11 protein-coding genes are annotated in these 12437 nt (G+C 65.4%); 2 read left to right on the forward strand and 9 right to left on the reverse strand.

The annotated features are described in order from the left end of the window. Nucleotides 1-1859: ATP-dependent helicase (locus NKJ40_RS05070; protein ID WP_352465104.1), on the forward strand; the 1859-nt coding region annotated here is incomplete at its 5' end. A gap of 12 nt (nucleotides 1860-1871) precedes the next feature. Here the strand turns inward: NKJ40_RS05070 and NKJ40_RS05075 are convergent. From NKJ40_RS05075 to NKJ40_RS05095, 5 genes are all read right to left on the reverse strand, one after another. After that, the gene (locus NKJ40_RS05075; RefSeq protein WP_352465106.1) at nucleotides 1872-2915 is read right to left on the reverse strand and encodes an ABC transporter permease; all 1044 of its coding nucleotides are present in this window, start codon (nucleotides 2913-2915) and stop codon (nucleotides 1872-1874) included. Continuing rightward, nucleotides 2912-3703, reverse strand: a complete 792-nt coding sequence (locus NKJ40_RS05080; protein ID WP_352465107.1) for an ATP-binding cassette domain-containing protein — start codon at nucleotides 3701-3703, stop codon at nucleotides 2912-2914. The genes NKJ40_RS05075 and NKJ40_RS05080 overlap by 4 nt, the downstream gene beginning before the upstream one ends. A gap of 83 nt (nucleotides 3704-3786) precedes the next feature. Beyond that, a complete protein-coding gene (locus NKJ40_RS05085; protein WP_352465108.1) occupies nucleotides 3787-4794 on the reverse strand; it encodes a substrate-binding domain-containing protein in 1008 nt (335 codons plus the stop codon). A 104-nt stretch (nucleotides 4795-4898) separates the two neighbouring features. Continuing rightward, a complete protein-coding gene (locus NKJ40_RS05090; protein WP_352465109.1) occupies nucleotides 4899-5807 on the reverse strand; it encodes a sugar phosphate isomerase/epimerase family protein in 909 nt (302 codons plus the stop codon). Further along, entirely contained in the window at nucleotides 5804-6838 is a 1035-nt protein-coding gene (locus tag NKJ40_RS05095) for a Gfo/Idh/MocA family protein (protein WP_352465110.1), read from the reverse strand. Before NKJ40_RS05095 ends, NKJ40_RS05090 begins: the two co-directional genes overlap by 4 nt. Nucleotides 6839-7033: 195 nt before the next feature. On the opposite strand from NKJ40_RS05095, the gene NKJ40_RS05100 reads away from it, so the two are divergent. Then, the gene (locus NKJ40_RS05100) at nucleotides 7034-8059 is read left to right on the forward strand and encodes a LacI family DNA-binding transcriptional regulator (protein WP_352465111.1); all 1026 of its coding nucleotides are present in this window, start codon (nucleotides 7034-7036) and stop codon (nucleotides 8057-8059) included. A gap of 10 nt (nucleotides 8060-8069) precedes the next feature. Here NKJ40_RS05100 and NKJ40_RS05105 read toward each other — a convergent pair whose 3' ends face one another. From NKJ40_RS05105 to NKJ40_RS05120, 4 genes are read right to left on the reverse strand one after another with little or no spacing between them, the layout of a single operon-like run. Beyond that, complete coding sequence (locus NKJ40_RS05105; RefSeq protein ID WP_352465112.1) at nucleotides 8070-8987, reverse strand: ribokinase; 918 nt, start codon at nucleotides 8985-8987, stop codon at nucleotides 8070-8072. A gap of 31 nt (nucleotides 8988-9018) precedes the next feature. Further along, nucleotides 9019-9894, reverse strand: a complete 876-nt coding sequence (locus tag NKJ40_RS05110; protein ID WP_023721163.1) for a MurR/RpiR family transcriptional regulator — start codon at nucleotides 9892-9894, stop codon at nucleotides 9019-9021. Further along, nucleotides 9891-10868, reverse strand: a complete 978-nt coding sequence (locus NKJ40_RS05115; RefSeq protein ID WP_352456543.1) for an ABC transporter permease — start codon at nucleotides 10866-10868, stop codon at nucleotides 9891-9893. The genes NKJ40_RS05110 and NKJ40_RS05115 overlap by 4 nt, the downstream gene beginning before the upstream one ends. 16 nt (nucleotides 10869-10884) lie before the next feature. Next, entirely contained in the window at nucleotides 10885-12411 is a 1527-nt protein-coding gene (locus NKJ40_RS05120; RefSeq protein ID WP_352465113.1) for a sugar ABC transporter ATP-binding protein, read from the reverse strand. Nucleotides 12412-12437: the final 26 nt, after the last annotated feature.

Consider the following 12437-nt stretch of genomic DNA (forward strand, 5'->3'; position numbering starts at 1 on the left):
ACTACCCCCCCCCCCGGGGGGGGGGGGGCCCCGCCCGGGGGGCGGTGGGGGTGGCCGCAGACGGCACCGCCGAGGCGTCGAGCACTGCCGCACGGACCCCCCCCGGCCGGGCTTTGCCCGGCCACCCTCCCCTCAAGGGGGAGGGAAATCCGCGGCCAGCCACCGTAAACATCTGCTGCGTCGGCGACGACGATCAATCGATCTATGGCTGGCGCGGCGCCGAGGTCGACAACATCCTGCGCTTCGACAAGGATTTCCCTGGCGCCACCATCATCCGGCTGGAGCGCAACTACCGCTCGACCGCGCACATCCTCGGCACCGCCTCGCATCTCATCGCCCACAATGAGGGCCGCTTCGGCAAGACGCTGTTCACCGAAAAGATCGCCGAGGACGACGAGAAGGTGCATGTCCACGCCGCCTGGGATTCCGAGGAGGAGGCCCGCGCCGTCGGCGAGACCATCGAGGCCTACCAGCGCCCAGACAAACAAGGAAATCGGCACAATCTCAACGACATGGCGATCCTCGTCCGCGCTTCCTTCCAGATGCGCGAGTTCGAGGACCGCTTCGTCACGCTCGGCCTCAACTACCGCGTCATCGGCGGCCCGCGCTTCTACGAGCGCCTCGAAATCCGCGATGCGCTGGCCTTCTTCCGCGTCGTCGCGCAAGGCGCCGACGATCTCGCTTTCGAGCGCATCGTCAACGTCCCGAAGCGCGGCTTGGGCGAGGCCACCATCCGCCAGATCCACGACACCGCACGCGCCCTGCGCATCCCGATGCTGGAGGCGGCGGCAACACTCGCCGAGAGCGACGAGCTGAAGCCGAAGCCGCGCGCGGCACTGCGCGAGGTATCGGCCAATTTCGAGCGCTGGCAGAAGGCTCTGGAAACCACCCCGCATACCGAACTCGCCGAGACCATTCTGGAGGAGAGCGGCTACACCGACATGTGGAAGAACGACCGCTCAGTCGAAGCGCCGGGCCGGCTGGAAAACCTCAAAGAACTGATCCGCTCCATGGAGGAGTATGAATCGCTGCGCTCCTTCCTCGAACATGTCGCGCTGGTGATGGACGCCGAGCAGAACGCCGAACTCGATGCCGTCAACATCATGACGCTGCATTCGGCCAAGGGCCTCGAATTCGAAACCGTGTTCCTGCCCGGCTGGGAAGAAGGCCTGTTCCCGCACCAGCGATCCCTCGACGAGGGCGGCCGCTCAGGGCTGGAGGAGGAGCGCCGCCTCGCCTATGTCGGCCTGACCCGCGCCAAGAAGAACCTGCACATCTGGTTCGTCTCCAACCGCCGCATCCACGGCCTCTGGCAATCGACCATCCACTCCCGCTTCGTCGACGAATTGCCGGAAGCCCATGTCGACGTCGCAGAGAACGGCAGCAGCTACGGCGGTTACGGCAATGCCTATGGCGGCGGCTCGTTCGCTTCGGGCCGTGGCGGCCGCCAGAACCCTTATGGGGCCTCGCGCTTCGACAATGTCGGCGCGGAAAAATCCGGCGCCTTCTCCAACACCTATGCAACGCCGGGTTGGCAGCGCGCTCAAGTGAACCGCACCGAGGCCACCGACCGCAACTGGGGCTCGCGCTCCGGCCATCAGGTCGAGCGCATCGGCTATGGCGAGACCGACTCCGGCTACGGCGCCGGCCGCACGTCGATCAAGGGCCGCACCATCGATGGCGAGCTGGTCGCCAAATCCGTCGCCGACACGCCCTCCCCCTTCAATGTCGGCGACCGCGTCTTCCACCAGAAATTCGGCAACGGCAACATCTCCGCCATCGAAGGCAACAAGCTGACCATCGACTTCGACAAAGCCGGCCAGAAACGCGTGCTGGACGGGTTTGTCACGGGAGTTTGAGGTCGCCTGTCGTTAGCGATACCGCGCCTGGTTCCACTTATGGCCAAGCAGCGACAAGATGATAATTAGTCCGTTGAAGAACTGGACGTAGAAGCCGCTGAGGCCCGCCGCCACGACGCCGGTCTGGATGAACGATACGGTGACCGCGCCGATAGCGCCGCCGACGACGGTGCCGATGCCACCCCAGGTCGGGGTGCCGCCGACGAACACCGATGCCAGCACCGGCAACAGATAACCATCGCCCGCAGTCGGCCACCAGGTGAAGTTTATCATCACCGAGAAGGTGCCGGCGATTGCCGCGCCGATGCCGACGAAGACGAACACCTTCACCCTGACGCGCTTGACGTCGATGCCCATCTGCTGGGCGCTGTCGGGATTGTCGCCGACCACCTTGACCTGCGCGCCGAAGCGATGGCGGTTGTAGAGCAGCGCCGACAGCACGACGAAGCCGATGGCCCAGAATATCTGCACCGGAATGCCGTAAAGCTGGCTGGAGAAGATCTTGTAGGCCCAGCTGTCCGCAAGGCTGGTCAGCGCCGTCGACCTGCCCTCGTTGATGATCTGGATCAGGCCGCGCAGCAGGAAATTCATGCCGAGCGTGGCGATCAGCGACGACAGCCCGCCATAGACGACCAGAGAGCCGACCAGGAAGCCGAGCAGCATGCCGGTGACCATTGCGGCGGCGATGCCGAGGAACGGGTCGTAGCCGGCCTGCACGACCAGCGCGAACACCCAAGAGGCGAAGCCCATCGTCGCCGGAAACGACAGGTCGATCTCGCCGCAGGTGACGACGAAAACCAGCGGCACCACCACGAACAGCGCCACGGGCAGCGTGGTCAGCACGGAACTATAGAGATACCAGCTGGTGAAGACCGTCGGATTGGCGATCATGAACACCGCCATCATCACGATGAACACCGCAAGCGTGCCGAGTGCAGCGCGATTGTCGAGGACAAAGCCGCGCATCCAGTGGTCGGACGGGTGTTTCCATGCCTTCCGGGCGGCTTCGCTGCTGCCGAGAGGGGTTTGCAGATCGGGCTCCATTGTCTTGCTCATCGCGTTGCCTGCTCCCCGGCCTCGTGCAATCCCGCCAGTCCGCCGGGGTGTGCCACGTCTTCCATGAAATTGATGAGGTCTTCGGCCGACTTGACCTCGCTCCGGTCGGCGCTGAGCGCGACCTTGCCGCGATCGAGCACGACGAAGCGGTCGGCGATATCGAAGACGTGGTGGATGTTGTGGCCGATGAACAGGATCGACCGGCCGCTCGCCCTCACCTGGCGCACGAAATGAAAAACCTTCGCCGTTTCGGTCAGTGACAGCGCCGTCGTCGGCTCGTCGAGGACGATCAGGTCGGCCTTCTTGTAGATGGCGCGGGCGATCGCCACGCCCTGGCGTTCGCCGCCCGACAGCTGGCCGACGATCGACTGCGGCGTGAACACTTTCGAGGTGAAGCCGATCTCGCGCATCAGCCGGCTCGCCTCCGCGATCTCCTTGTTGACCTTCAGCCAGCCAAGCCAGCCGGTGAGCTCGCGGCCCATGAAGATGTTGCGCACGATCGTCTGCTGCACGGCGAGCGCCCGGTCCTGGAACACCGTTTCGATGCCGGCGTCGCGCGAGCGCGCGGCGCTCCACCCGGTCACCGGTTTGCCGCGAATGAGGATTTCGCCGCTGGTCGGCTTGACCACGCCGGAGAGGATCTTGATCAGCGTCGATTTGCCGGCGCCGTTGTCGCCGATCAGGCCGACCACCTCGCCGCGGTCGACGCTGAGATTGACGCCGCCAAGTGCATAGACCTGGCCGTAGGACTTGCTGATGTCACGCAGTTCGATGAGGCGTTCGGCCATGGCGGTCCTCGCTTGATTTCGTGCCGGCGTCTTCGCCAGCGGCCCCGCCGGCCGGGCTAAATCCCGGCCGACGGCTTGGGAGGTCAGCGCAGCGCCTGCTTGGCCAGCTCGGCGACAATCTCGTAATTCTGCGGCGTGACGAAGCCGGCGCCGGTGTCGACATTCATTGGCGCCAAACCCAGCACCACTTGCTGGCAGAGGCTGAGGATCGGCAGATAGCCCTGCAGGAACGGCTGCTGGTCGGCCGTCAGCTGCACCCAGCCGCCCTTGAAGCCCTCGACGATCTGCGGGCTGGTGTCGAAACCAAAGTTGAAGATGTCGCCCGGCTTCCTGCCGGCCGCCTGCATGTAGGTTGGCACATTGCCCAGCAGCTGCCCGCCGGGATAGCCGACCGCCTTGACGTCGGGATTGTTGAGCAGTGCTGCCGTGATCACCGGAATGGCCAGATTGGGGTCGGCTGCCCACTCGGTTTGAGAATTGATTTGAACGACGTCGATGCCGGCCTCTTTCAGTGCGGCGACCGTGCCGCGTTCGCGCGCGCCGCGGCTCTCGTTCTCGAACGGGCCAATCATGATCGCCTTGTCGCCGGCCTTGAGCCCGGCCAGCTTGAACGCCTCGGCGCCGAGCGCACGGCCCTGCTGCTCCTGCTGGGCGCCGACATAGCCGCCGCCGAACGCCGCCGTGACCGTCGGCACCGGCACGTTCTGGTACATCATCTTGATGCCGTCCTTGTGCGCCTGTTCGGCCAGCGGCATGATCGCGGCGTCGCCTGGGTGCCCCATCATGGCGATGCCTTGGGGCTTGACCGCAACAGCCTCGCGCAACTGCTGGACCATCTTCTCCACGTCCCACCCAGAGAAGATATAGTCGACCTTGGGCCCGAGATCGGCGGCCGCCTGCTTGGCACCATTATAGACGATGGTGCCGAACGCATCGCCCTCCGCCCCGCCGGCGAAGAAACGGATATGGACATCCTTACACCATTGCGCATCGAGCGCCTGCGCTGGCAAGGTCGAGAGTGCGGCGGCGAGCGCCATCGCGGCCGCCGCGACGGTCGAGCGCAGAACTGTCCTTCTCATCATAATGCTCATGCACGTTCCTCCCTTTGTTCCCTCGCTAGCCGAGGGGTTTTGACGATCGCTTCGGCGTTGCGCCGCAGCCTCCAGCTGGCCGGCACCTCCCGCCGGCCGACTTCTCACACCGGATTCGGCAGGTAGCTCGCGCCTCCCCGGCATTGTTGGAGATAATCCAGCGCCCGCGCCTGGCCGGTGATCTCGAGATCGCCGCGATAGACCGGGTCGTGCCAGCCCTCGATGTCGATGGCACCCTTGTAGCCGACCAGCCGTAGCTCGCTGATCACCCGCGTCCAGTCGCTGTCGCCGAAGCCAGGCGTGCGCATCTGAACGAACGGCAGCCGGCCGAACACGCCATGTTCGCGGATCACGTCCCAGCGCACCGTCGCGTCTTTGCCGTGGACGTGGAAGATGCGCGGCGCCCATTTGCGGATCTGCGGGATCGGGTCGATCAGGTAGACCAGCTGGTGGCAGGGCTCCCACTCCAGGCCGAGATTGTCGTCCGGCACTTCGTTGAACATCAGCTCCCAGGCGTCTGGATTGTGGGCGATGTTCCAGTCGCCGCTGGCCCAGTTGCCGTCCATGGCGCAATTCTCGAAGGCGATGCGCACGCCCTTGTCGGCGGCACGCTTGGCCAGCTTCCCCCAGACCTCGCGGAAACGTGGCAGGCTGTCGGTCAGCGGCTTGCCGCGAATGCGGCCGGTAAAGCCGCTGACCATATTGGTGCCGAACAGATGCGCGTTGTCGATGACCGTTTCCCACGCCTGGAGCACGCCGCGATCGACTTCGCCGCTCTCCAGCGGATTGCCGAACACGCCGATCGACGAAATGACGACATCGGCATCGCCGATCGCGTCGCGGATCTCGCCCGCCAGCCGCGGAATATCCTTGCCGCCCAGCGTCTGCCAGAAAAACGGCTGGATGCTCTCGAAGCCGAGCGGCAGGATCTGCCTGACATAGGCGGCCGGATCGTCGAGATTGGCGCGCACCATGGTGCCGATCCTGATGTCGAGCAGCGGGTTTGGCATCATGATCCTTCCTGTGCAGTGATAGCGACCCGGCGCCCGGTCTCGGCGCTCTCGATGGCAGCGAAAACCATGGCCAGGCTCTTGATGTTGTCGGCGCCACGCGTCTCCGGCTCGGTGCCGGTTTCGACGGCGCGGACGAAATCCTGGATAATGCCGAGATGGCCGCCGACGCGATCGGCCGGGTCGAGCGGCGGTACGGCTATCGGTTCGGTGCGGTCGAACATGCCTTCACGGACCGGCCGCACGACTTCCGCCTTCAGCACGTCCTCGCCGTCCCAGACAATGCTGCCGCGCTCGGCGACGATGCGCCATGTACTGTCCCAGCTGGTACGGAAGCCGGCCGCGCACCAGCTGCCGGCATAGGTGAACAGCTTGCCGCCGCCGAGGTCGAAGCTTGCGGCTGCCGACGACCCTTGCCGATACCAGGAATTGGCCGGCTCCCACTCCTGGCAATAGACGCCGGCCGGTTCGCCGGCCACCATGTAGCGGGCCGCATCGAATGTGTGGATGGCCATATCGAGCAGCAGCACATGGCGCATCTCTTCGCGAAAACCGCCGAAATGCGGCGCAACGAAGAACTCGGCGTGGATGCTGGTCGCAGCACCAATGACGCCGGAATCGAGAAAGCGCCGGATGCGCCTAACGTTGGCGACATAGCGGCGGTTCTGCACGACGGCATGGATGCGCCCGGCGCTGCGGGCGGCCTCGACGATGGCACGCGCATTGTCCGGGCTGTCGGCCAGCGGCTTTTCGGTCAAGAGATGGCAATGATGGGCAAAGGCGGAAAGCGCGACCTCGCGGCGGGCGGCGGGAACCACCACGTCGAATACCGTGTCGGGCCTGGTCTGGTCGAGCACGGCGTCGAGGTCGGTTCCGATGATGGCGCCCGAAAGCTCGTATTCGCGCGCCCTTGCCCGCGCCCTTTCGGCGTCGAGATCAACCAGGCCGACAATGGCGAGCCCGTCGATCTGCCTGGCCGCATCGAGCCAGGCCTTGCTCATCGCTCCGCAGCCGACCAGGACGACATTGATCATCCAGCACTCCTCCCTCTCGGCCCCTCCAGACCGATCGTCACGGCATTCACGGCAGGGCCGTAAACCTTTTTCCGTAAACGTTTACGAGAACACACCCGATGGCGTACAATGTCAATTAGCCGGTGCGAAAAATCGTCCTGCCGCCTTGGCCCGGAGAGTTGCCGGTGCTAGCCAGGCAAGGGGGAGAACTGTCCTTTGGCGTCCAGTATTCACGACCTTGCGCGTCACCTGAACATTTCGATCGGCACGGTGTCGCGCGCGCTCAACGGTCGCGCTGACGTCAATGCCGACACACGCCAGCGCGTGCTCGATGCGGCCAAGAAGCTGAATTATTCGCCGAACCAGTCCGGCCGTAGTTTGCGGCGCGGCGCCACCCATTCGGTCGCCTTCATGCTGCAGCCTCATCCAGGCGACCAGGAATATGGCGAGCCGTTCTTCATTCCGTTCCTGACCGGGCTGCAGGCCAAGCTCGCCGAAAGCGGGCTCGACCTGATCGTGGTGATGGGCGCGCCGGGCGACTATCAGCAGGAGCGCCTGCGCCGTGTCGTCGAGACCCGGCGGGCCGATGCGGTGGTGCTGGCCTGGACGCGGCGCGAGGACGAGCGCATCGACTACTTGACTCAGGCCGGTTTCCCGTTCGCGACGCTCGGCCGCAGCCGCTCCGGCGGCGATGCCTACCCCTCGCTCGACCTCGATTTCGAAAAGGCCGGGGCTGACGCGGTCGATCGTCTCGTCGCACGCGGCCACCGCCGCATCGCCGCCATCCGCCCGTCGCTCGACCTCAATTTCGGCTATTTGTTCCTCGCCGGCTATCGCAAGGCGTTGCGGCGGCACGGCATTGAGTTCGACCCCGAGCTGATCGCCGACGGCTTCATCAACGAGGCCGGCGGCTACGCCGTGACGCCGAAGGTCATGCGCTCCAAGGACCCGCCGACCGCCATCATCTTCAACAATGACGCGATGGCGCTTGGCGGCTGCAAGGCTCTGGCCGAGGCGGGCATCAAGCCCGGCCACGACATCGCGGTGATCGTCATCGTCGACACGCCGCTCTGCCGCTATTTTTCACCGGCGCTGACCGGCTTCCGCCCGGCGCTGGAGCCGATGGGCGAGCGGCTGGCCGAAATGCTGCTGGCATCGATCCCGGCTTACGCCGGCGCCGAAGGCGCCCGCATCACCCGCGAAGTCTGGCCGCTGGAGCTTATCGCGCGCGACAGCGATTGAATCGCGGCGGTCACTGAGCAGGCTGAGGTCGATCAAGCCGGCCGCGCTCGCGCTCCGGCGTTGCGACCAGCGAGGCAGCGGCGGCATTGGCGGCGGCAAGTGCCGCCTCGACATGCTCTCCACGCGCAAGCCCCGCCGCAAAGGCGCCGACGAATTCATCGCCGGCACCGTGGGTGCTGACCACCTTCACCGGCATCGCCGGCAAGGCGAACGCCAGGCCATTGCAGTCGCGATAGGCGACCCCCTCCCCACCTGCCGTGACAATCGCAGCCGGATAGGAACCGACGAGCATACCGGCCGCCTTCGCCGCACCCTCGAGCGTGTCGATGACCGGAACGCTGGCCAGGAACTCCGCCTCGATGGCGTTGACGATGACGATGTCGATGAGCGCGATCAACTCGGCGGATAGATTTCGGGCGGGCGCCGCGTTGAGGAGGACGCGGCCGCCATGCGCCTTCACCGCCCGCGCCGCGGCAATGTTGGCGGCGTCAGACACCTCGTTCTGCAGCAGCAGCACCGTCGTTTGCGCGATCAGCTCGGCCGCCTCCGCAATGTTCTTTTCGCCGAGAGTGAGATTGCTGCCCGAGACGATCACCGCGCCATAGTCCCCGCTGGCGTCGAAAATCGCCACGCTCATACCCGAGCCGGCAGCGGAAACGACCCGCACGAAGCGCCGGTCAACGTCGTTGCGGTCGAGATTGTCGAGAAGCGCGCGTCCGAAATCGTCGTCGCCGACAGCACCGATCATCGCCGCACGCACGCCGGCCCGCGCTGCCGACACCGCCTGGTTGCCGCCCTTGCCGCCGCATTTTGGATGCCAGGCATGTCCTGTCACCGTTTCGCCCTTGCGTGGGCGATCGGGGGCTTCGACCATGATATCGTAATGCAGGCTGCCGAACACGGTCACCAGCGGCGGAGGAGCCGTCATGTGCGCCAGACCTTCATGAGCCGCTTGCCTCTCATGAGTTCTTATCTTTCCGTTTCGAGGTCACCGCAGACATGGTGCGGCCGAGATTGCGCTCCGCCGCCTGGTAGTCGCGTTGCGCGACCGCGACGAACAGCGCGTCAAGGATGTTGAGCTGGGCAATGCGCGCCGCTGCGTTCTCACCCATCAACGGCGAGCCTTGCGCCGTCGAGCAGAGCACGATGTCGGCGACGGCCGCCAATGGCGAGTTGTCGTAGTTGGTGATGGCCAGCGTGCGCGCGCCGCTTTTGCGCGCAAGTTGGATGGCGTCGATGACGGCGCTCGTGTTGCCGGAATGCGAGAAGCCGACAGCAATGTCGTCGGCGCCGAGCAGCGAGGCCGACATCAGCATCATGTGCGAATCGTCGTAGACAGAGGTGCGGATGCCGATGCGCAGGAATTTGTGCGAGACGTCGCGTGCGATCTGCGCCGAGCCGCCGACGCCGTAGAAATCGCGATTTCTGGCGCGGTAAAGCAGATCGGCGGCGCGGTCGAAATCGTCCATGTCGAGAATGGCCAGCGTCTCCTCCAGCGCCTGGATGGACGTGCGGAACACCTTCTGCACGATCTCGGCTGAACTGTCGTCCACCGACAGCTCCTGATGCATCTCGGCAGTTGGCAGGCGGCTGTATTCATAGACCGCCGTGCGAAAGTCGCGATAGCCGGAAAAACCCAGCTTCTTGGCGATCTTGACCACCATCGCCTCCGACACACCGGCCTCCTCGGCGATCTGCTTGAGCGGTATGGTCTCGTCGAAGCCGCGCCGTCCGAACACGGTTTCAACCACCTTCGCCTCAAGCGGCGTCAGATGTGGCATCATCATGCGGATGCGCGGTCCTACTGCTTTCAGGTCCAGCCCGGTCAAGGTCATCCACGTCCCCTCGTCACGCGATCGATAAGCATCGCGGCGAGGATTATAAGGCCAGTTGCCAGGAGCTGATAGAAGGACTGCACGTTCATCAGCGTCAGGCCATTGCGCATGCTGCCGAGGATGACGGCACCCAGGATGGTGCCGACGACGCTACCCTTGCCGCCCATCAGCGAGGCGCCGCCGATTGCCGCCGCTGCTATGGCGTCGAGCTCCCAGAGATTGCCCAGAATGGGTTCGGCCGCACCCAGCCGGCCGATCAGGATCTGCGCTGCAAGCGCTGCCAGCAGGCCCGAGATCATGTAGGCGGCGATCTTGGTGCGGGCGATCGGCACGCCGGCTATGTAGGCCGCCTCCTCATTGCCGCCGACGGCGAGCAGATATTCGCCAAACGGCGTCTTCTTGAGGATGATCCAGGCAATCAGCGCGACCACGGCCACGATGATGACCGCCAACGGCAATCCGAACAGCGAGCCGTTGAAGATGGCGCGAAAGCCGGCAGGCAGGCCGAGCACCGGATTGCCGCCGGTATAGATCAGCGCCAGCGCCCGGTAGGTGCTCAGCGTGCCGAGCGTGACGATGAAAGGCTGCAGCCCGACATAGGCGACCAGCACGCCGTTGAGCAGTCCGCAGGCAAGGCCGATGGCGAAGCCGGCGGCGATGGCCAGCGGAAACGGCACGCCGGCAACCAGCATCGAGGCCGAGATGACGGCCGAAAGGGCTGCCGTCGGCCCGACGGACAGGTCGATGCCGCCCGAGATAATGACCAGCGTCATGCCCAACGCCAGGCAGGCATTGATGCTCGACTGCTGCAGGATGTTGATCAGGTTACGCTCGGCAAAAAAGCCGGGGACCAGCGCCCCGAAGACGGCAAGGATCACCACCAGGCCGATCAGCGTGCCGGCGTCGCGCACGGAAAACCGGTGCAGGAAATCTGCCCTCGGGCGCGCTGCTGTGTGTTGGGTTATATCGGTCATCCGCTGGTCCTGTCCGTTATGCACCGGCCCGATGGCCTTGCGCCTTGCCGGCCTCAATCTCCGTTTGGGGTATGGCGTGCGCGGCGATCGCCTGTTCGCTGAGACTTGCGCGGCCCAGTTCGGCGGCGACCGTGCCGTCGCGCATCACCAGCACGCGGTCGGCGAGCCGGATCACCTCGGGGAGTTCGGACGACACGACGATTACCGAATGGCCTTCGGCGGCGAGTTCCTCGATCAGGTGGTAGATCTCCGCCTTGGCGCCGACATCGATGCCGCGCGTCGGCTCGTCGAACAGAAGGATCCGCGTTCCAGCCGCCAGCCAGCGGCCGATGATCGCTTTCTGCTGGTTGCCGCCGCTGAACAGCCGGATCGGCCGATCGAGCAGGAACGGCCTGAGATTGACGCGTTTCATCTTCTCGGCTGCCACGCGCCTCAGCCGGCGATGGTCGATGAGGATGCGCCGCGCGAACACGCCCATCGAGGCCAGCGCCATGTTGCTGGAGATCGACCGCAACGGCACGATGCCTTCGCGCTTGCGCTCCTCCGGCACCAGGCCGATGCCGGCCGCAATCGCGTCGCGCGGACTGGAAAGCTTTACCGCCTTGCCGTCGATCTCTATCGCGCCTGATGAGGCCCGGTCGGCACCGGCGAGCAGCCGCAGCAGTTCGGTGCGGCCGGACCCGACCAGGCCGGCAATGCCCAGCACCTCGCCGCGATGCAGCTCGAACGAGACGTCACGGACCTTGGTCGCCGAGGCGAGGCCGCGCACGCTCAGCCTGATCTCGGCGGAAGCATGCGAGCGGTGTTGTTCCTGGGCAAGCTCGCGGCCGACCATCATCGAAACGACGGATTTTTCCGAGACCTGTGCGAGATCGACGGACCCGACCACGGCGCCGTCGCGCATGATGGTGGCGCGCTGGCAGATGCCGAACACCTCGTCCAGCTTGTGCGAGACGTAAACGACGGCGACACCGTCGCCCGCCAGACCGGCAATGACTTCCGCCAGCCGTTCGAACTCGCTCGGCGTGAGGCTCGACGTCGGCTCGTCCATCGCCACGATCCTGGCGCGGTCGAGCAGCGCCCGGGCGATCTCGACGATCTGCCGCTGCGCCACCTTCAGGCTGCCGAGCGGGGCTGCCGGATCGATGGTCGGGTCGATGGCGGCGAGGGCTTCCGCAGCACGGCGTTCCTGCTCGCGCCGTGCGACGAAGACGCCGCCGCGCGTCAGCGGATGGCCGAGAAACATGTTCTGGGCGACGCTGAGGCGCGGCACCTGCTGTAATTCCTGATGGATCATCGCGACGCCGGCGGCGCGCGCCGCGACCGGGTTGTTCAACGTCACCGGTTTGCCGTCGATGAAAACGCTTCCCGCTGTCGGCCGGTAGACGCCTGACAGTATGCGCAGCAGCGTCGACTTGCCGGCGCCGTTTTCGCCAAGCAGGCCATGGATTTCGCCGGCGCCGACCGAAAAGGACACATCGCTCAGCGCCCGCACGGCCGGAAACACCTTGGAAATGCCCTCGAATTGCAGCCGCGCTGACATTGCTTCAGTTCTCCAGGCAAGGGTGC

This window comes from Mesorhizobium sp. M0119 (assembly GCF_040322615.1).
Lineage (GTDB): Bacteria > Pseudomonadota > Alphaproteobacteria > Rhizobiales > Rhizobiaceae > Mesorhizobium.